Genomic DNA, 23,329 nt, shown 5'->3' on the forward strand with positions numbered 1-23,329 from the left:
GTTTTACACGAGTTTAGTGACTATGCAGAGTGACGCCAAACTGCCCCGTAAACGCTTTCACGCCAATGCTTTGTATTACTTTGATATGGTTTATCGGCACGGTTCTATCCGAGAAGCCGCTCGGCACTTACATGTTGCCTCATCGGCGGTGAGTCGGCAGATTTTAAAGCTAGAAGACGAATTAGGCGTACCACTCTTTGAGCGCTTAGCCAATGGATTACGACTCACCAGTGCAGGGGAAATCTTTGCTCATCATGTGCGCACTGTGTTGCAAGATGCAGAGCGTATGCACAGTGAGTTAGAGGCTCTGCAAGGCTTGCATCGAGGTCATGTTGAAATCATTAGTGTTGAAGGACCTTCCATTGAATTAATCCCCAATTTATTGGAAAGCTTCAACCTAAAATACCCAAATATTACTGTGGGTTTAAGCCTTGCAGGGTCCGATGCGATAGCCCCTGCGATCATTTCAGGGCAAGCCGACATAGGTTTAGGGTTTGACTTAAGCCGCTCCGAAGAAATACAGCAATTAACATTAGCACGCTTTCCGCTTGGGGCCGTGGTCACCCCAGATCACCCTCTCGCAAAGCAAACCAAAGTGACACTGCAGCAATGCGCCCAGCACCCTCTCATCATGAGTAAACCAGGCACATCTACCTACCTACATATGGCGCCTTTACTGGCCCAACTAGGGGTTCCCCACGCCAGTATTGAATGCAACTCTTTTGAGTTTTCCCGTCGCATGGTGTTGCGTGGTGCAGGCATTGCCTTTCAAACCCGCATTGGTATTGAAGATGATCTTGCCAAGGGCGATCTAGTTCATATTCCTATCGCCCACCAGCAGCCCTTTTATTCCGACTTAGGGGTATATGTGCGGGGCGGACGACACTTGACCACAGCCATGGACTTTTTTGCCCGAGCCCTGTGCGACACTCTGGTCTCTCTAGCGGAAACTACCTAAGGTGATGCCGAAACAGCATCATGGTGAGCTAAAATAGATTCTTGTTAGCAACACATATTCACTCTAGGATGAAGCCTATACACTTTTTCTGGAGATGAAACATGGACAGCAACGCCCCAGCGCTACCCATTATTGACCTAACGAATTTAGCGCTTAATGACCCCACGGAAACCGCTAAAATTACGGAGAGTATTCGTCAGGCTTGCCAAGACAAAGGGTTTTTCTACATTACTGGCCATGGCATAGAAACTAGCTTACAAACCGAGGTATTTGACCAAGCCAAGCATTTTTTTGCCCAACCAGAATCGCAAAAATTAGCCATTAGCACCCAGCAATCTAAAGCCAATCGTGGTTATGAGCCTATTAAACATCAAACCCTTGAAGCCAATGGTTTACCGGATTTAAAAGAAGGCTTTTACATTGGGATTGATCACCCTGAAGACCACCCTATGGTAAAGGCTGGGCGCTTCAACTATGGTCCAAACCAGTGGCCTAAAAACATGCCAGCCTTCCAGCAAGCGTCTCGACAATACTTGCAACAACTCACCGAGTTAGCGACTAAAATAATGAGCCTTTTAGCTTTATCGCTGGAACTGGAAGAAGATTATTTCGCAGACTTCTGCCAAGACCCGCTGGTGACATTACGTTTGTTGCATTACCCACCTCAACCCGCCATGAGCCATCCAGATGAAAAAGGCTGTGGCGCTCATACTGACTTTGGCGGCATTACCCTATTGCTACAAGATGAGAATGGCGGCTTAGAAGTATGGGATCACGACAACCAGCAATGGTTAGCCGCGCCTCCTATCGCTGATAGCTATATCGTTAATCTAGGGGATATGATCGCCCGCTGGACGAATGACACCTATCAATCCACCCGTCATCGAGTGATCAATAAAAGCGGTAAAGAACGTTATTCGATTCCTTTCTTTTTTAGTGGCCACCCAGATCATAACGTCGCTTGTATCGAAAGCTGTTTAACACCCTCTGAGCAAGCTAAGTACCCACCTGTGACGGTGGAAGAACACATGCGTGAGATGTACCGACGCACTTACCTTTAAAGATGGGTACCCCTGTCATAATTTAAGAGTTTTACGATGAAACACATTATTTTAATCCACGGGGCTTGGGCCAGTGGCTGGGCGTGGCAAGATTTACTGCCTTATTTGTCAGGGTATCAACTTCATCCCATTAGCTTGCTAGGTAGTTTAGAAGACGACCCTGAGGACATGGGTGTAAGTCTTGAAGATTACTGCCAACAAGTCGTGAACAAAATTGCAGAGTTAACCGGCGATATTTATCTGGTTGCTCACTCCGGAGGAGGCCTAACGGCGACTGGAGTTGCGGAAGCTATCCCTGCGCGGATCAAGGCTATCGCTTATGTGGCGGGTATGATGCTTCCGAGTGGCCTTAGGTTTGATCAATTGTGCCAACAACTGAGCGCACAAGGCCATGATGTACGTGGTATAGGCCCCTATTTACAAGAAACCCATGGTGGGACACGAGTGCCAGCTGAGGCCGCACTAAAAATCTTCTTGCATGATATTGATCCTGATGATGCCCAGAAGGTGGCTCAGCGTCTGGTGAGCCAACCCAATTCGGCTCGCTACAGTACTAATGAGTGGACAGAACAAGGGGCGGGACAAGTTCCTCGCTTATATGTAGAGGCTAAGCAAGACCGCTCAGTCTTACCTATCGTCCAAACCACCATGCAAGCTTTAGTACCAGCCACAGAAGTCGCGAGTTTAGATTGTGGGCACTTTCCGCAGCTGGCCATGCCGCAAGCATTAGCGGACATTTTGCTGAGTTTTTTCCAGCGACATACTTAAAACTAAAGCGCAAAAAAAAGCGGCGATTGGAAACAATCGCCGCTTTTCGTTTGTCAGTTTTAAGGCCTAGTGGTGGTGGCCACCTTCGCCGTGTACATGACCATGCTCTTGCTCTTCAGCAGACGCTTCACGTACTTCAATGACTTCTACGTCGAAGTTCAACGTCTTACCTGCTAATGGATGGTTACCATCTAGCATGATGCCGTCTTCTTCTACGCCAATAACCGTTACAGGTTGTTGGCCACCTGGAGTTTGCGCCATGAATTGCATACCCACTTGAATTTCATCTACCCCTTGGAAGTTTTCATGAGGTACTTTTTGAATCAATTCTTGGTGTACAGCACCGTAAGCGTCTTCTGGTGCAACTTCAACGACCAGTTTTTCACCAGCGCTTTTGCCTTGAAGGGCTTTATCAAGGCCATCAATGATGTTTTGTGCGCCGCTTAAAAATACTAATGGCTCTTGGCCAACAGAAGAATCCAGCTCTTGTCCTTGGTCATCTGTTAATGTGTAGTGCATGCTTACAACGGTGTTTTCTGCAATTTGCATTGTCTTCTCCAACTTTTGAATGTATGGGGGAACGAGTGCTTGATACAAGCAAACAGTTTTTGCATAACACCGACACATCACGAACCCGAACGTTAGTTTGCGGCACTATGATAACGAGACATAGCACCAATAACTAGCGTATAGCCATGAAGTTTGGGATGATCGACGATTTTTCTAGGCTTGAACTAAAATTTATTTAGATAAATTTATCTGCGCCTTCATCCCTTACTTACTAGCTTCCCAACACTGGGTTAGAGGAAACAGCGGTTTCAAGGCCAAAATACAACTCCACCCCTGTTAGCACTGAGTTAACGGCAACCGCTGCTAAGATAAGCCCCATGACTCGACTGATCACACTGGCTCCAGCCACACCAATGATCTTTTGGATGTGAGTGGCCAGCAACATGAGAATAAAAGTGATCAAAAGAACACTAAGCATAACCCCTGTGGTGATGGCCTGATGCATCACCGAAAAGCGGTTATTATCCGTTAGCAACACAGCGGCCATCATGGCACCTGGTGAGGCAATAGACGGAATCGCTAAAGGATAGACAGCACTGTGTAAGCCTTTTTCTATCATGCCCATTTCTTCATCTGGCTTGCTTTCCCCGAAGATCATGGTCAAAGCAAACAGGAACAGCACCAAACCACCGGCTATTTGGAAGGCTTCTAGAGGTATGCCCATTTCATCAAGTAAGTATTCCCCTGCCACCACGAAGAACAACAAGACAGCAGCAGCAATCAATACCGCCTTTAAAGCCACCTTTCTCGCTAAAGCAGGTTGAGTAAAGCTCGCCGTCGCGGCCAGAAATACAGGGATGGTCCCTATTGGGTCTATCACAGACCATAAAATCACAAATTGCTTAAACCAGTCTTCCATACTATCCCCTTGGGTAAATGCAACCCTCTATATGGTGATAAATCTTGAAATATCAAGATCATAGGACTTTCCTAACCAAGCAATTCCTTGGCTATGATCACGGTAGTCATTCCCTGTAACCGGATGCAAAAACACATCTACGCCATTACGATTTAGCATCAACCAAGGGACGATATGCGCGAAGGTTTCTCTATCAAATGATAGCTGGCAGCTCCAAACCGGATGAGGCCCCACCGCTTTACAATGAAAACGCCCTACTTTAATCGGAAACAGCTGTTCTGCCTGATGAGCAACCTCTTGGGCCAACGCCAAACCCGCCTCATCTTGATAGTATAAATGAGCATGATAGGATTTGATGGTCTCACTGGGTACTAATGGCGACATTTTCTCTCCTTGCTTCACGTAACTGATTGCCGCCATTGTAGCATTTCACCAGAGTAAGTAAGACGGCCTGACATAATAAGCTGAATTTCCAAATTAGAAATAATCCGATCTTTAACCAGCCGCGACTTTAGTCTTAGAGGATTATCAGAGCGCCTGTGTTACATTGTTTGAGTCCCCATGGGGTTGCCTGTGGTAAGACTTTGACTGTTAAGGAAAACTAAGACTTTGGGTAGATGACGAAATGACGTTTTTGTGGATTGTATTAGCCATCTTGTATGTCCTAGGACTGTTTTGGGTTGCGCTTTGGGGTGACAACGACAGCCCAATGGCCAAGCGCCTGACTCGCCACCCTATTGTTTACAGTTTATCCCTTGCCATCTACTGTACCGCTTGGACCTTCTTTGGTTCCATTGGTGAGGCCGCCCGCTCTGGCTGGAGCTATTTGCCGATTTTATTAGGGCCTATTTTACTCTATACCTTCGCCTTCCCATTTTTGCGCAAGCTGATTAACGTCAGCCATAAACAAAACATCACGTCCATCGCTGACTTTATCTCATCTCGCTATGGCAAGCGCCCCATGACGGCCCCTTTGGTGATCCTTATCGCCATGTTGGCGGTGATCCCATATATTGCCTTGCAGTTAAAAGCCATCGCTTTTAACTTTTCCCTGTTTGTCAAACAAGAAGAGTCCTCAGCCAGCTTAGTCGTGCTGTGTGCAACCATATTAGTGGGCGTTTTTGCCATGCTTTTTGGTACGCGAAAAGTTGAAGTGACCGAGTATCGATCAGGCATGATGCTGGCCATAGGCACCGAATCTTTATTTAAACTCATCGCCATTGTCGCGGTTGGCGCAGTCGCGATAATGATGGTGAAAGATCTGGACTTTGACACCATTAGCCGACGCATAGACACCAGTGTTTGGCACGCCGACAGCATAGTATCTTTTGCTTTTATCATGCAGACCTTTATGTCTGCCGCTGCCGTGGTGTGCCTACCTCGCCAATTCCATGTCACCGTGGTGGACCATCAAAACCCCAAACAATCCTCCATGGCTCGCTGGTTATTCCCTGTGTATTTGCTGATCTTTGCGGTGATTATTCCGCCCATAGCCATTGCCGGACAAAGCCTTTTTGCCAATGACGTTAATGCCGACACTTATGTTATTCAGTTCGCCCTAGCGTCCGATAATTTAGCCCTGCAAATGTTGATCTTCCTTGGGGGCATTTCCGCCACCACGGCCATGATCATCATGGCGACCTTTGCCCTAAGCATAATGATCAGTAACGACGTTATCCTGCCTCTCATGTTGGCTCGTGCCAGTGCTCAGCAACAGGTATTACCCGTTTATCAAAGGCGGATTTTGATGATTCGTCGTTTGGCGATGATGGGCATCTTGATGTTGGCCTTCTTGTATTATCAGACCATGGCCAATTCTGAATCGCTGACCGGCACTGGCATCATTGCCTTCTCATTGGTGCTACAACTCATGCCCGCCGTGCTTGGCGGCTTGTACTGGAAGCGCGGCCACGCCTATGGGGTGTACACTGGCCTCACCTTGGGCTTCTTATGCTGGCTACTGTTCACCATGCTGCCCCTGACTGGCAACATGAATTGGGGCCTAGAAAGTGCCCAAAGCCGCAGCGATATGATCAGCTATGGCACCTTTATTAGCTTGGTGGCAAACGTTATTGGTTATGTGATTGGCTCGCTCTTGTCTACCGAACGTCTGATTGACCGTATTCAAGCGACCGCTTTTGTGAGCCCTACCACAGAACTTGAAAACGGCTTTTTCAAGGCCAAGAGTAAAGCCAAAAACAGTGACTTCTTTGTGTTACTAGAAACCTTTCTAGGCAAGCAAAAATGCCAGCAGGTTTTGTCCAGCTTCGAGCAAGACTACAATCAAAGCATTCCAGCAAATGCCACGCCGAACCGCTTATTTATCGACTATTGTGAGCGCATTCTTGGGGGCGTATTGGGGGGATCCTCCGCCCGAACCATCATCAACTCTATTTTGATCGACAAACAGATCAAGGTAGAAGAAATGGTAACCTACCTAGACGAAACCACCCAAGCCATACAGTTCAGCCAAAACCTACTCTTTGTTTCCATGGACAATCTCGACCAAGGCATCAGTGTGGTCGACAAAGACATGTGTATCGTGGCGTGGAATAAAACCTATTTGTCTCTCTACCCCTACCCTGAAGGCATGTTACGAGTTGGCTTACCAGTGGAAGAATTAATTCGCTATAACGCCCAACGCGGCGAATGTGGTGTGGGGCAAATTGAAGAGCTGGTCAGCAAACGACTAGAGCATTTACGCAAGGGTACTGCTCACCGTTTCTTGCGCCGTCGCGCCAGTGGCCGAGTGATTGAAATGGTGGGTAACCCACTTCCTAACGGCGGTTTTGTTACCAGTTACACCGACGTAACCGACCATATTGAAAGCCAACAGGCCTTAAAAGAAGCCAACATTGACCTTGAGAAACGTGTAGAAGCCCGTTCTGAAGAAGTACAAAGCATTAACCATGAACTGCTGCAAGAAATCGACCGCCGCAGCCAGGCAGAGCAAGCGCTAATCAAGGCCAAAGCAGAAGCCGAGCACGCAAATGCCTCGAAAACCGAGTTCTTAGCACTGGCCAGCCACGATATTTTACAACCTTTAAACGCCGCCAAACTTTACATGGGGGTGTTGCAATCGAGCGACATGCCCGCCGCCGCAGGACAAGTGGTGGATAAACTTGCTGACTCCCTTGAGTCCACCGAGATGCTCATTTCCACTCTGCTGGAAATCGCTCGTCTAGACCAAGGAGCGATTCAACCTAAGCTCACCGATTGCGATCTGCAAGATGTCTTGCAGCCTATTATTACCGAGTTTGGGGTTATCGCAGACAACAAAGGCTTACAGTTAAGAACCCACATTAGCCCTTGCCGAGTGCATTCCGATGCCATTTATCTGCGCCGCATCATTCAAAACTTTGTTTCTAACGCGGTGAAATACACCCAAACAGGAAGTGTTTTGCTTAGTACCCGCCGTCGTGAAGGCTATGTTTATTTACAGGTTTGGGACACAGGCGTGGGCATTCCTATGGCAGAGCAACAAAAAATCTTCGACGACTTTTATCGCTGGGAAAACAACCAAGAACCGGGCATGGGTTTAGGGTTAGGCTTGGTGCGACGCATGCAGAAGCAACTGAACCTCACCACAGAAGTCCTCTCTGTGCCAAATAAAGGCAGCCGTTTTGGTATCTATATTCCTCTAGCGAAGCAGTCACAAGCGCCAACCCCAGTGGCCACTGCCAGCCCTGTGGTGAACACCGATAAGAGCGCTCAATGTAAGGTTTGGTGTATCGATGACGACGTCAATAACCTAACGGCCATCAGCACCCTACTCAGCCACTGGCAATGTGAATGCCACACCTTTAATCGTTATGGTGAAGCGCTTGAGGCATCAGGTGAGGCCGAGCTGCTATTGGTCGATTACCACCTTGATAATAGTCAAGACGGCTTAGACTTAATTCAACGCTTAAGAGACAAAGCAGGCAAGACCATTCCTGCAGTATTGATCACCGCCCTTAGGGATGCAGACTTAGTAGAAGCCTGTAAGCAACAGGAAGTCACCTACATGGCGAAACCTGCCAAGCCCGCTAAACTTCGCGCCTTGATACAACACATCCACCAGCAGAAAAGCCGGCGTTAATCCAGCTCTCGAAACAGCGCTTGGCCTAAAGTGTGAAAATAGTTTTTAAACGTTTGGTTGATGCGCTCACGATCCGCCCCTTGGGGGTAAAGACCACTTTTCGCCTCTGGCGAATAACGTGTTCCTCGCACTAAGAAGTGACTGTGGGGAGCACAGTCCTCTACAAAGGCTTCAAATGCCCTAGCAGCTAATTCCTCTGGTTTCGCGTAATAGAGTATTTTATGAGTCCGATCTGCTTGGGTTGAGTGCTGAAATAACTCGCTGGTAGATTGACCATCAGGGCTTAACATAATCGCTTTAAAACAAGCTGCTAGAGAATCATTAAGAGGATGTGGATTCATCACTGCGCTGTTTATCCAACCAAATGAGGCGAACTCATCGCTCGCTAAGGTAGCAAACATTTTTGCCCCCACATAATGATCAAAGGCATGAAACCATTCATGGGCGAGACTTCCTGCACCAGCGTTTTTAGCCAAGGCCAGTTGCCGAGTCGCTGGCATATAATGAGCCGCTACACCACGCTGTCCGCCTTTTCCAAACTGAAGCCCAAGTGTTCCTCGTAGAGAAATAAGATGTTCAGGACCTTGTAAAGCGTCCATCAAGTCGTGCAAAGCTTGGTGGAAATTGACCGCCGCGCGATCTCTTTCTTCAGGCGTCACCCAACGGCCCATCTCGATACCACGAAAGTCGAACTGGCGACGAATCGTAACGAAACTAAAATTGGGTGATTCAGATAACATGTCAAGTCTCGGAGTGAATGACCGTTTCAGCCTCTATTTAAACTCAAGAGACGCTGAATTTTTGGTTAAATTCCGAAATTTTAGCACTTCGCATTTCTTTCAGCACGGCTATTTCTTGTTCTGCCCAATTCTTGGCGCTATGGATACGAGATTCATCGTTAGCCAAAATGGCAGATTCCAACTCGAATTCATAATGATCTAGCAAGGTGTCCAAATCATCTTGGTAAGCTTCTTCAATAAGAGTTAAAGCCAAATGATGCTGATGGCTCAAGGGCTTATCTTGATGTTTTTGAACATAAGCCAGTGTATTTTCAAGATACAAACGCTTTAATGGGTCTTCTTGAAAGTCTTGTTTTAAGGTGTTTCTGCGATCATCTGATAACACCCTTGCTTGAGCCACTTCGGATTCATAGCTAACACTAGCTTGGGCAACTCCAGCAGGCAATGTGTTCAACACTAAAATAGCGGTCAAAGATTGCAGATTTTTAAAGAAAGTTTTCTTCATAAGAATCCGTCTTATAAATTTATGTTTTTACCATTTTGCAGGCAAAACAGTAAAAAACATTCTTCTAGTAAGAACAAGGTTGAAAAGAAAGATCCATATTTAAACCTTATCTTGCTATTTATTTGCTCGTGACGAAATGAATGAGATCAAAGGCCATCTGATAGTTGCTACTCTGCCTTCTAACCATTGAGCTTCGTATAACAATCGCTTCCCTGATAAACTTACTGCCATAATTTTACCGTTATTTATAAGGCTTGATTAGAAATGAATCTAAAACAACTGCGCGCATTCAAAGAAATTATGGTGACAGGATCTGTTTCCAAAGCGGCTAGTAATTTGTTTAGAACTCAGCCAGCGGTAAGCTCACAACTAGCCAGTTTGGAAGAAGAAGTTGGTATGCCACTTTTTGAACGGCGCGAAGGTCGATTGCATCCCGTACCTGAAGCGGAATACATTCTGGCGGAAGCAACTGAGATATTGGAAAAAGTTGAGAACTTGCAAGACAGCTTAACACGTGTAAAGAACTTAAACGTAGGCCGAATAAATATGGTTGCTATGATCAGCCCTTCTATTTTCTTTTTGCCACAATTAATCAGTCGCTTTGTTCAAAACAAAGAGCATGTAGATGTATCTTTGTTTTCCCACAGCTCCTTTCAAGCTCAGCAACTTATGTCAGCACAAAGATACGATGTTGGCCTTGTCGATCACGTGGAAAGTGTAGCGCCCTCACTCATTCATCATGACCCTCTGGATTTTAAATGTGTCTGTGCGGTTCCCGCTTCTGACCCTTTGGCACAAAATACGACTATTTGTGCACAAGACTTAGACAATAAACCTCTGGCTATGTTGGATGGATCACATGCTATTCATGAGCAACTAGAGTCTATTTTTAAAACGAATGATTTAACATTGAATAAACGTTTTGAAACACAATACTTTCTTCCACAACTGTCATTTGTTGAAAATGGTTTGGCTTGTGCCATTGTCGATCCAATTACAGTCGCAAGTTATCAAGCGAATAGTCGTAACCAAGATCAAATTGTTTTTCTGCCTTTCACATCTCACGTCACTTTTTCCATCTCGATTGTCACGCCAGCACATCGACCTTTGTCTACTCTAGCGATGATGTTTGTAAAATATCTAAAAAGCGAATTACAAACACTACAGTGACTACATAAGAAAAATCTATACCTTCCTAAGAATTACTAATTTTCTTTAATGCGCTTCAGATCTTATGATCTAACTGGTTGGCGAGCTTAAAGCCTCACTGATTTAAAATTTTATTGATTTTAATATTAAGTACTCATACTCACCAGAAGAGGCGCACTACTTAACGTAGTTGTGATCATAACGTGTCTAAAGATAACGATTTTGCTCATGAAAACATTGCCGTAATCGGCGCAGGAATCATTGGCTTATCTTCTGCTTTGTGGCTACAAAAAGCAGGTTATAAGGTCACTATTATCGACCGCCAAAGCCCAGGTGAAGGCGCCTCTTTTGGCAATGCTGGCGTCATGGCTAACTTTTCATGCTTGCCATTCACACGCTTCAAAATGTTACCTAAAATTCCGAAACTACTCGCCAATGCAAGCAGCCCTTTATCTATTTCTAAGCATTACATTCCCGAAATGCTGCCTTATGGCTGGCATTACATGAAGTCATGTTTTCGCTATAAGCACTCTCGACAGGCGCTAACAAACTTACAGTCTAAAGCCTTTGAATCTGATCAAGTGCTTTTAAACATGACATCAGGCCAATCCTTGATTCATAAAGGCGGCTGCCTTGCTTTGTTTGCATCACAAGAGAGTATCGAAAAAGCCAAAACAGGTGACATGCTAGAAAGGCAAAATTTAGGAGTTAATTTGTCTTTTGTTGATCATCATCAGGTCAAAGAGTTAGAACCGGCATTACAACCATTTTATGCTGGTGGCGTGTATTACCCAGATACGCGTTTTACAGTGAGCCCTATTCAATTGAGCCGCTGTTATGCTAAGTATTTCGTCGAAAATGGCGGCAAAATTATTAAAGATCAAGTAAACCGCGTCAAATGTGAAAACAACGGAGTATCTGTTCAAACAACGACAGAAACACATTATTTCGATCGACTGGTGATTGCCGCAGGTAGCGCCTCTAAAAAGTTAATCGATCAATTAGGTTGCAAACTGCCTTTGGTCAGCGAAAGGGGTTATCACATTATGATTCGCTCAGACAACCCGACTTGCCTTACCCGCCCAGTCGCGTGGTTAGATAAGTCTGTGTTTTTGTCACCAATTGAAGAGTCAATGCGTTTGGCTGGAATGGCAGAATTTGCCCACATTGATGCACCAGCAACAAAGTTACGTATTGATAATTTAAAAGCACAAGCCAAAGAAATGCTCGGAGATGATATTGAATATTCGTCCGAGTGGTTTGGAAGCCGTCCTGCGACACCCGATACCATCCCTATTATTGGTCATTTACCGAGTAACGATAAAGTGACGCTCGCATTTGGCCATGGTCATATTGGTTTAACGCTCAGCGCGGTAACCGGTCGTTTGGTTAGTGAATTGGTACAAGGAGTCACAGCATGTGTGGATCCAACCCCCTTTTCACCTAAACGTTTTCTTTAAACATAAAAGTACCACTTAAAAAAAACAGTACTATTTCTTTTATTGTTAGGTGAAAACGTACAATTTATTTACCTTTTTCATTATTTATACTCGTCTATTAATGACATTTCATAACTCTAACGTCATGAAATAGACGAATGAATTACAAAACACAGGAGAGAAGATGAATAACAGAATCATAAAAGGTGGATTGAAAATTGATTCAGGTTTACATGACCTTATCGTCGATCACATTTTGCCTGAAACCGGTATTAATCCAGACCAAGTTTGGCTTGGCTTAGAGTCTATTGTTAATGACCTTGGTGGTCGTAACAAGGCGTTATTAGAAAAACGCCTTCAACTGCAAGCAAAATTAGACGAATGGCACCTTAACAACAAAGGAGCTGAAATTGATATGGTCGCTTATCAAGCCTTTTTGCTTGAAATTGGCTACCTTGCTCCTATTGATAACGAAGCATTTTCTATTTCACCAACGAACATCGATGATGAAATTGCCACGATCGCAGGCCCTCAGCTAGTTGTTCCTGTTAACAACGCACGTTTTGCTTTAAATGCGGCGAATGCCCGTTGGGGAAGTTTATACGATGCGCTTTACGGCACAAATGTTATCCCTTATGAAAATGGGAAAAAGCCAAAAGGTTTTGATCCTGTTCGTGCCAATAAAGTGATTCATTGGGTTTCTGAATTTTTGGATCAAGCCATTCCATTAACAACAGGTTCTCATACACAAGCGATTAACTATTCTCAAAAAGATGGGGGTCTTTTTGTTAAGTTGGCCGATGGCACAACAACCACACTCAAAGAACCTGAAAAATTCATTGGTTTTTCTGAGTCTAAAGATCTATTAACTCTGCTTCTTTGCAACAACGGTTTGCATATTGAACTGTTAGTCGACACAGCTAGATCAAGTGATGACGCGGTATTAAAAGACGTTACTATTGAATCTGCCATCAGCACTATTATTGACTGCGAAGATTCGGTAACAGCGGTTGATGCAGAAGACAAAGTCTTGGTTTACCGTAATTGGTTAGGCTTGATGAAAGGCACATTAGAAGAAAGCTTCGATAAAGGTGGTAAAACCGTTACTCGTCGTTTAAACGCTGACCGTATTTATACCAGAGTAAATGGTGAAGCATTAACCTTATCGGGTCGTAGTTTATTGTTGGTTCGCAATGTGGGTCACCTGATGACAACCGATGCGGTATTAGACAAAAATGGAGATGAAATCCCTGAAGGTTTCCTAGACGCGGTTGTAACCACGCTTTGCGCTCTACACGATCTGAAAGGCAACAGTCGCGTTAAAAACAGTCAAAAAGGCAGCATTTACATTGTTAAACCTAAAATGCATGGCCCTGAAGAAGCCGCTTTGACAAACGACCTGTTTGCACAAGTCGAAGACGCCTTGGGATTAGATCGTTACACACTAAAAGTCGGAGTAATGGATGAAGAACGTCGTACATCAGTAAACTTGAAAGCTTGTATTAAAGCAGTTAAAGAGCGCTTATTCTTTATCAATACTGGTTTCTTGGATCGCACTGGTGACGAAATTCATACCAGTATGGAAGCGGGTCCTGTGTTGCCAAAAGAAAGCATCAAAGAGCAACCTTGGATTACCGCTTACGAAGATCGTAACGTCAATATCGGTATTGAATGTGGCCTTCGCGGTTTCGCTCAAATCGGTAAAGGCATGTGGCCTAAACCCGACGAAATGCTAGAAATGATGGACACTAAAATTGCAGCCCCTCTATCTGGTGCAAATTGTGCTTGGGTGCCTTCTCCAACTGCAGCGACGCTTCACGCAACTCATTACCATCAAGTGAATGTATTTGATCAGCAAGCTGTATTAGCTAAACGAGAGCCTACAGAGTTGACTCCATTGTTGAATATTCCGTTATTGGGCGATATGGCTCTGTCAGCTGAACAAATTCAGTTCGAACTAGAAAATAACGCCCAAGGTATTTTGGGTTATGTGGTTCGTTGGGTTGAACAAGGTATTGGCTGTTCCAAAGTGCCTAACATAAATGATGTTGGCTTAATGGAAGATCGCGCAACATTGCGTATTTCAAGTCAGCACCTTGCCAATTGGATACATCATGGTATTTGCACTGAAGAACAAGCACGAGAAGCATTAGAGCGCATGGCGATTGTAGTCGATCAGCAAAACAGTACGGATGCGGATTACAAAAAAATGGCACCAGATTTTGCTTCCAGCATTTCCTTCCAAGCGGCTTGCGATTTGGTATTCAAAGGTTGCGAACAACCGAACGGTTATACCGAACCTTTACTTCATGCACGTCGTCGTGAAGTAAAAGAACAAGCTTAACGTTTCATTTATTATTTAGGAAAATATTATGTTAACGATTACTCGTTTGGATCAAAGTGACGCGCAATTATTAATCAAAGGTGCTCGTGAAAAAGCAATAGAAATTGGCATTCCTATGTGTATCGCAATTACTGATGAGTCAGGTAATTTGATTGCTTTTGAACGCATGGACGGTGGTAAGATCACCAGTATCACTGTTGCGCAAGATAAAGCATTCACTGCATCGGCTGCACGCAAGGCAACTCATGAATACAACCAAGCTTGCGTTCCTGGTAACTTGGTATTCGGTATTCATACCGCATTAGGCGGAAGGTTGTGTGTTGTGGGCGGCGGTTTGCCAATCACTGTAAACGGTGAAGTGGTTGGCGGTATTGGTCTTAGTTCTGGCACACCTCAACAAGACATGGATTGCGCAGCAGCAGGCATCGAATATTTTTTAAATAACCTTTCATAAAAAGGCATTATTTTAAACAATAATGATCACTTCAAAACTCAATGTGTCGCACCAAAACAACACATTGAGTTTTTTTATTTTATGCTTACTTTTTTCTTCTAGTTTCCCGCTTTTAAGACTTTCTATACGTCTGCTCGCTAAGCCCTTAAACGACTAGTCTTTTGTATTTTTTACATATGAACTGCTCATTAAATTTACAGCGAATCAAGATGCATTTTATGCGCACTTTTTTTGTCCACTACGCACTTTATCGTTACACTCTGTAACCATTAATATTTATATTTCTGTATCTTTTTTAGGTTCAGATGCTGCTTTATATTAAACATGCAATATTTACTATATCGAGTTTTTACTGCAATCAATTGAATGGAGAAAACGATGAAATTAGTTAAAACATTAAAAGTTGGAGTGGCAAGCCTAATTACTGCACTTGCACTTAATAGTACAGCTTATGCACAAACGACTTTGGAAGAAGTGATCGCATCAGGAAAATTGAGAATTGGTGGTGTGACAGATGCAGCACCAACTTTTAAGAAGGATCGTCGTTCTGGTGAGTGGGAAGGTATTTTTATCGACATTGCTGAGTCTCTAGCAAACGATTTAGGCGTTGAATTAGAAGTTGTTACAACAACTTGGGGCAATTCTGTTTTGGATTTGCAGGCAGATAAAATCGACATGATGTTTGGCCTGAACCCTACAGAAGCACGTAAAAAAGTCATTAATTTCTCAAGCCCTGTTTTCAATAATGCATTCACATTAGTGGCTCGTAAGAACGCGCAGTTTGAAACATGGGAAGATTACAATAAGCCAGAAATCCGTATCGCGGTTGATGCAGGTTCTGCCCATGATGCAACTGTAACAAGACTATTACCTAACGCCACGATTCTGCGCTTTGATAATGTCAGCGAAGCCTCCATTGCCTTGCAATCTGGCAAAGCAGACGCTCAATGTTTTGTCATGATGCTTAGCCTCCCAATTGTGAAAAAGAACCCTCAGTTAGGTACAGTTATTGCGCCATCTCCAGTGGCTTATACGACGTCTCACGCTGGTTTCCAAAAACGTGGTGATACGAGTCTTGAAGACTATGTAAACGCATGGTTAGCAAAAAACAGTGAAAGCGGTTTTATCGGTGAAGCTGTCATCCGCAATATGTCTTTGGTTGGCGTTACTCCAGCTGATTTCCCATCTAACTTAAAACTATAACTTATAGGATTTCACCATTATGTATGAATGGAATTTTTCATGGCTCGCGGAAAATTATGATTTCTTACTTAGTGGATTGATGGTCACGATTTTACTAGCAGTCGCGGTTGTGGCTGCTGGTTTGATCTTAGGAACTATTAATGCATTAGGTACCTTATCTAGGCACAAAATATTTCGAGTACTTTCAATTTCCTCAATTGAGTTATTTCGATGCACACCCGTTTTGGTGGCGTTAATTTGGTTTTACTACGCCCTTCCTATTTTAATTGGTGTTGAGATTTCAGCATTAACCGCAGCTTTTATAGCCCTAACGCTTTACGGCGGCTCTTTTTATGCAGAAATCATTCGCGGAGGGATTGAAGGAGTCGATCCAGGTCAACGTGAAGCAGGTGAAGCAATTGGTCTAATGCATGGTGACATTTTACGACGAATCATTCTTCCTCAAGCCGTGAGAAAAATGATTCCACCTTTGGTTAATCAGTCGGTTATTAACCTAAAAAATACGTCGCTGGTTTCAGTTTTAGCGATACCTGACTTGCTATATCAAGGGAAATTAATCGCTCTTGAAACCTTTAGACCTCTAGAAGTGTATACCGTTGTCGCATTATTTTATTTTGCACTTCTTTTTCCTTTAACTATGTTGGTACGTCACCTTGAATCCCGTAATGGCGTGAAACACTAAGAGGTTTAATCATGATTAGAATCGATGCAATTGAAAAACGCTTTGGGGATCTGACTGTATTACGCAACATCACATTGAAAATCAATAAAGGTGAAGTGGTTGCATTAATCGGCCCTTCTGGATCAGGTAAATCAACGTTATTACGTTGCTTAAATGTTTTGGTTCCACCTGATGCAGGTCGAATCGAGATAGGCAAAACACGAATGGTTTTTGGAGAAAGTCGCCTTCAATTAAAACCAAAAGAGCTGGCTCAATTCCGTCAACAAACAGGAATGGTGTTTCAACACTTTAACCTTTTCCCTCACATGACAGTGCTTCAAAATGTAATGGAAGGCCCTGTCACAGCCAAAAAAATGGATAAAGAAAAAGCCAAAACGCTTGCCATGGCTCAGCTTGAAAAAGTAGGCATGAGTATAAAAGCAAATGACTACCCTTCTTCTTTATCTGGTGGTCAAAAACAACGCATCGCGATTGCACGTGCTCTTGCCATGGAACCTGATGTCATGCTTTTTGATGAAGCAACCTCAGCGCTCGACCCTGAGCTAGTGGGTGAAGTATTAGGGGTTATGAAGCAATTAGCTTCCGAAGGTATGACTATGATTGTTGTGACTCATGAAATGGCTTTTGCTCGTGAAGTAGCTAATCGAGTGGTGTTTATGAGAGATGGAGTTGTTGTAGAAGATGGTCCTGCAAAACAAGTGATCGACCACCCAGAAGATGAACGTACAAAAGCGTTTTTATCTCATTTCCATGCAGGCACTCATTAAAGTGTTTAAGTCTAATAAAGGCCAAATGACAAGCAAAGCTAGTAGAACAAGGACTTAGAATGAATACAACGTCAACAGCACAATGGGTAGAGGATTTTGAAGGAAACCATGTTCCTGATACGATTATTTCCTCTGGCGTCGGTGGATGGGCCAAAATTGAAGGCAATGATTATGCATACGAAGCGGTTTCTGGGCATAGCTGTTTAAATTTAGGTCACGCTCATCCAGAGCTTATTGAAGCCGCAACTGAGGCGTTTAAAACCTTGTCCTATTGCTCTCCAGAGCATCAAAGCCATGCAAGTATTGAACTTGCAAATACTTTAAGTCGTTTGCTAGGTGACGCTTACAAAATTAAGTATGCTATTAGCGGTTCATCAGCAAATGAAATGGCACTTAATATTGCTCGTAGACGCTGGCAAGCATTAGGTTATTCAAACAAAACGGTTAGCCTGTCTCTTGATCGCAGTTATCACGGTAATCTCGGTTTAGCAAAACAAGTAACCGGGTTTGAACCTTTTAAAGTAGACACTCACATCACGTCTGATGATTTTGTTTATATTTCTAGCGCACGCAATGCGGTAACAGGCGAGATGTATTCCCTGAGCGAAATACAAGCGCAAATTGAAACCACCATTGAAAAGATAGGGCAAGACCGTATCGCTTGCCTATTTGTTGAGCCGGTTAATTTTGCTGGTGGCGTTATTGTTCCACCAAAAGGCTATTTGAAGCTATTAAGGCAACTTTGTGACGAACATCAAATCACCTTAATTGTCGATGAAGTCATTACCGGTTTTGGACGCACAGGCTCTTGGTTTGCTTTCCAACAAGAAGCAATACGACCTGATATGGTAACAATGGGTAAAGGCATCACTGCAGGTTATTTTCCGTTAGCGGCCGTGGCGGTAGAAAAGCACATCTATGAAGACTTAACTCATCTTAAAGTGCCTCTTAAAATGGTGATCACTATGGCCGGACATCCAACTGGATGCAGTATTGCATTAAAAGCCATTGAAATTATCGAGCGTGATAAACTGCGCCAACAATTAGTGAAACAAGCAAGCACAATTCGCGCTCTATTTGATCCGGCCAAACAAAGCCCTATTATTGAAGACATCCGAGGCTTTGGTTATATGTGGGGACTGGAATTCTGTGATTATAATGGTCTCGCTGCGCCAGCTATTGCCAATAAGGTCGCTCATAATTGTGAAAGAAATGGCTGCATTGTTGCCGCTGCAGATGGCATTATTCGCATTAACCCGCCTTTAAACATGAGCGCGGATGAATGCAACAGCATGGGGAAAGCCATTATTAATGCGATCCATCAGGTTACTATAGAATTAACGACATAAAGCACTCACTCTAAGGGGGTAATAATGGTAAGCGTTGAAGTGATAGCTCGCTATATTCAAATTAATCGCTCGTCTTCCACTCCCCTTTTTATACAAACTAAAATTGGTTTAGAAAAAGCCATCAGCGATGGGCATTTTCAAAGTATGAAACTGCCCTCCACTCGACATTTAGCTGATCAATTAAATGTGAGCCTTAATACTGTATTAATGGCCTACGAGGAATTAGAAGCTCAAGGAATGATTTACTCTAAGCCTCGTTCTGGTCGATATATCAATCCTGAAATTTCACTAGAACATTCGTTTAATCAAGTTGCCTTTCAGACCGAACCTCAAGAATGGATGCGTCGTGCAAAAAACACTTCGACGCCTGGCAAACCTATTGAAATAAAGCGCTCCTCAGACGACTCAGAATTCCCTTTCCCTTTCATTACCGCGTCGATCCCTAAAGAAAGTTTTCCTTATGCTTCATGGATAAAAGCCTCCCGTGAAGCTTTTATGGCCAAGAGCAAGCAATTTAGTTTGTATGATAATTTTGGTGTAGACGACCCATCTCTTATTGAAGCGATTTTGAATGAGGTCAATACATCCAGAGGCATAGAAGCGACGCCAGATAACATTATATTAACAGTAGGAACCCAACACGCTCTTTATTTGATATCTGAACTGCTGATACAAAAAGGGACGCCTGTGGTCGTTGAAGACCCTGGATACCCAGATGCGAGGCACACTTTCTTACGAGCTGGAGCAAGCTTAACGGCCGTTCCTATTGATGAAGGTGGCATAACTTTAGAAAAAATCCCGACTGGAACAGAAATCATCTACACCACCCCCAGTCATCAATTACCCAGTAACATAAGTATGTCAACGCCGAGAAAAACAGGGCTGCTACAATTAGCCAAACAACTTGGCAGCTGTATTATTGAAGATGACTATGATACTGAAATGCGCTTCATCGGGCGCTCTTCTCCACCAATCGCTTCTCAGGGACTGGATAACGTCATTTACATTAGTGGTTTTTCAAAACAATTAGGCGCGGTATGTAGGATTGCCTATATCATAGCTCATAAAGAAATTATCTCGTCGTTACGAGATATTCGTCGCTATCAACTCAGAAGTTTGTCTGGACATGAACAACGAACATTGGCTCACTTCATCCAAAATGGCGGCTATGAACAACAAATTCGTAATCTTAGACGAATCGCAAAAAAAAGATGGAAGCTTAGCCAAGAACTAATGAAAGAATTATTACCTGACTGGAAAATTACAACGTCAACAGGCGGTCTAAATCTTTGGGTAGAAGTGCCAACATCGATAAATACTAACTTGTTAGCCAGTGAATTACGTCAGCTAGGCATTGTCATCGAACCCGGCGCCCCTTTCTTTATAGATAATATGAACAAACATAACTTTATTAAACTTGGGTTTGTTTTACTTGATGAAGAAAAGCTTCGCGAAGGGTTTGAATTAATTGCTTCTTTCCTAAAAAAGAAACAATCCATTCAATAGCATGGCACTCTAACCTACCAATAACCCAAAACTTTCCACCAAAGCCCACCGACAACACCCCAAACGAGTAAGTTCACGACACTCATCTTACGCTGAGGCAAAAAACCAGAAGGGAAATTCGATAACCGAGAGGGAAAATTTCGTAATTGAAGCCATTCCGTAAAAAGCCAATGATCAGGGGGTAAATAAAAACAAAAACCAAAGGAGTTCATTATGAGCACGTTTTTTGACACTGTGCCGTTTGTAAAATACGAAGGACCACAGTCCACCAATCCATTTGCCTTTAAACACTATGATGCCAATAAGGTTCTCATGGGTAAAACCATGGCAGAACACTTACGCATGGCGGCTTGCTACTGGCATAACTTCTGCTGGCAAGGCAGTGATGTGTTTGGTGCCAATACTTTTGAACGCCCATGGTATCAAGCCGACAATGAAATGGCCGCCGCGAAATTAAAAGCCGATGCTGCATTTGAGTTTTTCTCTAAACTTGGTATTTCTTATTACAGTTTCCATGATGTGGATGTCAGCCCTGAAGGGAAATCTATCAAGGAATACATCAATAATTTCGCCGCCATGGTTGATGTCTTACAAGCCAAACAAGAAGAGACTGGATTACAGCTGCTTTGGGGCACGGCTAACGCATTTTCTAACCCTCGCTACATGTCTGGGGCAGCGTCTAACCCTAACCCAGAAATTTTCACCTATGCGGCAACACAAGTCTTTCATGCCATGAATGCTACCCACAAATTGGGTGGCCAGAATTATGTACTTTGGGGTGGCCGTGAGGGTTACGAAACACTGCTTAATACCGACCTTAAACGTGAGCGTGCCCAACTCGGCCGCTTTATGCAGATGGTGGTAGAGCACAAGTACAAAATTGGTTTCGAAGGTACTTTGTTGATCGAGCCTAAGCCTGCTGAGCCGACCAAACATCAGTACGATTACGATACCGCTACCGTGTATGGTTTCTTGAAAGAGTTTGGCCTAGAGAAAGAAATCAAGGTAAACATCGAGGCCAACCACGCCACGCTGGCGGGCCATAGTTTCCACCATGAAATCGCCACGGCTTGTTCACTAGGGATTCTAGGATCAGTAGATGCTAACCAAGGGGATCCTCAATTAGGTTGGGATACCGACCAATACCCTACCAGTGTAGAAGAGTACACCTTGGTGACTTATGAGATCCTTAAATCTGGTGGCTTCCAAAATGGTGGCTATATGTTTGATACCAAGCTGCGTCGTCAATCCACCAATTTAGAGGATTTGTTCCACGGCCATATTGGCGCTATGGATACTCTTGCTTTGTCTTTAGAAAAAGCCGTTAAAATGCTAGAAAGCGATATCCTCAACAAGCATCTTGATCAGCGCTACGGCAAATGGAATGAATCCCTAGGCCAAGATATTTTAACTGGCCAACATTCTTTGCAGAGCTTGGCAGACTTTGCTGAACAGCAAAACCTTAACCCTCAGCCAGTTTCGGGCCAGCAGGAAATGTTGGAAAACATCGTGAGCGGATTCATTTACCGCTAGACCTTGGCTAACCTGTGAGCGGAAAAAGCGCGTCATTCCCATGACGCGCTTTTTTATTGCATGAAATAAAGGATTTAAGGGTGTACTAAATTTCAGAGTGTACTAGGAGTCTTTATTTAATCGCGATGCGACACGGTATTCACCCGGAGTCATGCCCAGATTTTTACGGGTCACAGTGTACATATATTGCACGGAGGGATAACCACAGGTGCGAGCAATCTCATCAAAGGATAAGTCCGTAGCACTGATCAATTCACAGGCGCGATAAAACTTAGTCATGTGCAATTGCTCGTGCATAGAACAGCCGATTTCTTCGATAAAACGGGTTTCTAAATTTGTGCGGGAAATACCCACATAATCCACCACTTGCGCGACTTTTACCCCGCGACAAGCATTGTGACGAATGTAGTGCATCGCTTGCATCACATAAGGGTCTTCTAGGGCCCTAAAGTCCGACGACTGGCGAGCCTCAATGCCCACTGGGTCAACCACTACCAGCTTGTTTTCCAAGGGATAACCGAGCAACATACGATGCAGCATTTTGGCCGCTTGATAACCCATTTCCTTACTGCCTTGCTGCACGGAAGAAAGCGCTGTGCGGTTGAGATAACGCGCCATATTCTCGTTATCGATACCCACCACAGCCACCTCTTCGGGCACCAGAATATTAAGATGATCACAGGCTTGTAGAATATGTCGCGCTCGAGAGTCGGTCACGGCAATGAGGCCAATGGGCTTTGGTAGGTTAATCAGCCAAGCTTCTAAATCTTGTTGGGCGCTATCCCATTGCTCGGCACTGGTACTTAGCCCTTGGTAGATATGCGGCACAAAGCCATCGGCTTGCACCTGTTTTTCAAAGGCTTTTTCTCGCTCATAAGACCAACGGGTATAGGCCGTGCTGGGCACACCATAGAAGGAAAATTGACCTAGCCCCTTATTTTTTAAATGCTCGTAGGCTGTCCGTACGAGCGCTGAATTATCGGTCGCTACATAGGGTAAACGGGGATAGTCATCGAGGTGATGATAAGAGCCGCCAACGGCGACAGTAGGAATGCTGGTGTCCCGTAATAGGGATTCCACTTCGGGGTTGTCAAAGTCGGCAATAATGCCGTCCCCTTGCCAACTTTTTAGCCCATCCAGACGATAGCGAAAGTCGTCTTCGAAATACACATCCCAGTCACACTGGGCTGCTTGTAAATATTCGCCAATGCCTTCAATTACTTGTCTGTCATATACCTTGTTGGCATTAAACACTAAATTAAGTCGATAGCGTTTCTCAAACATACATTCTTCGCTGATTTTTATTTTAATAAGGAATGACTATTGTGAGGGCTTTAACCTCCCTGTTACAAGCCCTTGTC

20 protein-coding genes are annotated in these 23,329 nt (G+C 44.1%); 14 read left to right on the top strand and 6 right to left on the bottom strand.

Annotation, left to right across the window (positions count from 1 at the left end; all coding sequences use genetic code 11):
• Positions 1-22 precede the first annotated feature (22 nt).
• The 3 genes from ACUM5Y_RS01160 (at position 23) to ACUM5Y_RS01170 (ending at position 2,787) form a co-directional block, all read left to right on the top strand.
• Positions 23-958: a LysR family transcriptional regulator gene (locus tag ACUM5Y_RS01160; protein WP_445975663.1), complete on the top strand. Its 936-nt coding sequence runs from the start codon at positions 23-25 to the stop codon at positions 956-958.
• 101 nt (positions 959-1,059) lie between these two features.
• Entirely contained in the window at positions 1,060-2,019 is a 960-nt protein-coding gene (locus tag ACUM5Y_RS01165) for an isopenicillin N synthase family dioxygenase (RefSeq protein ID WP_445975018.1), read from the top strand.
• Between the two features lie 36 nt (positions 2,020-2,055).
• Positions 2,056-2,787 (top strand): alpha/beta fold hydrolase, encoded by a 732-nt coding sequence (locus tag ACUM5Y_RS01170; protein WP_445975019.1) that lies wholly within the window; start codon positions 2,056-2,058, stop codon positions 2,785-2,787.
• 66 nt (positions 2,788-2,853) lie between these two features.
• On the opposite strand, the gene ACUM5Y_RS01175 is transcribed toward ACUM5Y_RS01170, so the two are convergent.
• The 3 genes from ACUM5Y_RS01175 to ACUM5Y_RS01185 all read right to left on the bottom strand — a co-directional run bounded on the left by ACUM5Y_RS01175 (position 2,854) and on the right by ACUM5Y_RS01185 (position 4,600).
• Positions 2,854-3,336 (bottom strand): FKBP-type peptidyl-prolyl cis-trans isomerase, encoded by a 483-nt coding sequence (locus ACUM5Y_RS01175; RefSeq protein ID WP_445975020.1) that lies wholly within the window; start codon positions 3,334-3,336, stop codon positions 2,854-2,856.
• Positions 3,337-3,568: 232 nt separating this feature from the next.
• Complete coding sequence (locus ACUM5Y_RS01180) at positions 3,569-4,216, bottom strand: MarC family protein (protein ID WP_445975021.1); 648 nt, start codon at positions 4,214-4,216, stop codon at positions 3,569-3,571.
• 27 nt (positions 4,217-4,243) lie between these two features.
• A complete protein-coding gene (locus ACUM5Y_RS01185) occupies positions 4,244-4,600 on the bottom strand; it encodes a DOPA 4,5-dioxygenase family protein (protein WP_445975022.1) in 357 nt (118 codons plus the stop codon).
• A 241-nt stretch (positions 4,601-4,841) separates the two neighbouring features.
• Between ACUM5Y_RS01185 and ACUM5Y_RS01190 the strand changes: the two genes are divergently transcribed.
• Positions 4,842-8,297, top strand: a complete 3,456-nt coding sequence (locus tag ACUM5Y_RS01190) for a hybrid sensor histidine kinase/response regulator (RefSeq protein WP_445975023.1) — start codon at positions 4,842-4,844, stop codon at positions 8,295-8,297.
• Here the strand turns inward: ACUM5Y_RS01190 and ACUM5Y_RS01195 are convergent.
• Together ACUM5Y_RS01195 and ACUM5Y_RS01200 are read right to left on the bottom strand one after the other, a co-directional pair.
• Positions 8,294-9,037 carry a CLCA_X family protein gene (locus ACUM5Y_RS01195; protein ID WP_445975024.1) on the bottom strand — a complete coding sequence of 248 codons (744 nt, stop codon included), beginning with the start codon at positions 9,035-9,037 and terminating at the stop codon, positions 8,294-8,296. The genes ACUM5Y_RS01190 and ACUM5Y_RS01195 overlap by 4 nt on opposite strands.
• 43 nt (positions 9,038-9,080) lie before the next feature.
• Positions 9,081-9,542, bottom strand: a complete 462-nt coding sequence (locus tag ACUM5Y_RS01200; protein ID WP_445975025.1) for a hypothetical protein — start codon at positions 9,540-9,542, stop codon at positions 9,081-9,083.
• Positions 9,543-9,806: 264 nt separating this feature from the next.
• Between ACUM5Y_RS01200 and ACUM5Y_RS01205 the strand changes: the two genes are divergently transcribed.
• From ACUM5Y_RS01205 to xylA, 10 genes are all read left to right on the top strand, one after another.
• Positions 9,807-10,712 carry a LysR family transcriptional regulator gene (locus ACUM5Y_RS01205; RefSeq protein WP_445975026.1) on the top strand — a complete coding sequence of 302 codons (906 nt, stop codon included), beginning with the start codon at positions 9,807-9,809 and terminating at the stop codon, positions 10,710-10,712.
• A gap of 182 nt (positions 10,713-10,894) precedes the next feature.
• Positions 10,895-12,151 carry an NAD(P)/FAD-dependent oxidoreductase gene (locus tag ACUM5Y_RS01210; RefSeq protein WP_445975027.1) on the top strand — a complete coding sequence of 419 codons (1,257 nt, stop codon included), beginning with the start codon at positions 10,895-10,897 and terminating at the stop codon, positions 12,149-12,151.
• Between the two features lie 163 nt (positions 12,152-12,314).
• Positions 12,315-14,474 (top strand): malate synthase G, encoded by a 2,160-nt coding sequence (locus ACUM5Y_RS01215; protein WP_445975028.1) that lies wholly within the window; start codon positions 12,315-12,317, stop codon positions 14,472-14,474.
• A gap of 28 nt (positions 14,475-14,502) precedes the next feature.
• A complete protein-coding gene (locus ACUM5Y_RS01220; RefSeq protein ID WP_317004053.1) occupies positions 14,503-14,928 on the top strand; it encodes a GlcG/HbpS family heme-binding protein in 426 nt (141 codons plus the stop codon).
• 378 nt (positions 14,929-15,306) lie between these two features.
• Positions 15,307-16,131, top strand: coding sequence for a transporter substrate-binding domain-containing protein (locus ACUM5Y_RS01225; RefSeq protein ID WP_317004054.1), 825 nt, complete (start codon positions 15,307-15,309; stop codon positions 16,129-16,131).
• A gap of 19 nt (positions 16,132-16,150) precedes the next feature.
• Positions 16,151-16,813 carry an amino acid ABC transporter permease gene (locus ACUM5Y_RS01230; RefSeq protein ID WP_317004055.1) on the top strand — a complete coding sequence of 221 codons (663 nt, stop codon included), beginning with the start codon at positions 16,151-16,153 and terminating at the stop codon, positions 16,811-16,813.
• 11 nt (positions 16,814-16,824) lie between these two features.
• A complete protein-coding gene (locus ACUM5Y_RS01235; protein WP_445975029.1) occupies positions 16,825-17,580 on the top strand; it encodes an amino acid ABC transporter ATP-binding protein in 756 nt (251 codons plus the stop codon).
• 59 nt (positions 17,581-17,639) lie between these two features.
• A complete protein-coding gene (locus tag ACUM5Y_RS01240) occupies positions 17,640-18,929 on the top strand; it encodes an aminotransferase family protein (protein ID WP_445975030.1) in 1,290 nt (429 codons plus the stop codon).
• 24 nt (positions 18,930-18,953) lie between these two features.
• The gene (gene pdxR / locus ACUM5Y_RS01245) at positions 18,954-20,435 is read left to right on the top strand and encodes a MocR-like pyridoxine biosynthesis transcription factor PdxR (RefSeq protein ID WP_317004057.1); all 1,482 of its coding nucleotides are present in this window, start codon (positions 18,954-18,956) and stop codon (positions 20,433-20,435) included.
• 213 nt (positions 20,436-20,648) lie between these two features.
• Entirely contained in the window at positions 20,649-21,968 is a 1,320-nt protein-coding gene (xylA, locus tag ACUM5Y_RS01250) for a xylose isomerase (protein ID WP_445975031.1), read from the top strand.
• A gap of 102 nt (positions 21,969-22,070) precedes the next feature.
• Here xylA and ACUM5Y_RS01255 read toward each other — a convergent pair whose 3' ends face one another.
• Positions 22,071-23,252 carry a XylR family transcriptional regulator gene (locus ACUM5Y_RS01255; protein WP_445975032.1) on the bottom strand — a complete coding sequence of 394 codons (1,182 nt, stop codon included), beginning with the start codon at positions 23,250-23,252 and terminating at the stop codon, positions 22,071-22,073.
• Positions 23,253-23,329 lie beyond the last annotated feature (77 nt).

This window comes from Marinomonas dokdonensis, from assembly GCF_052747885.1.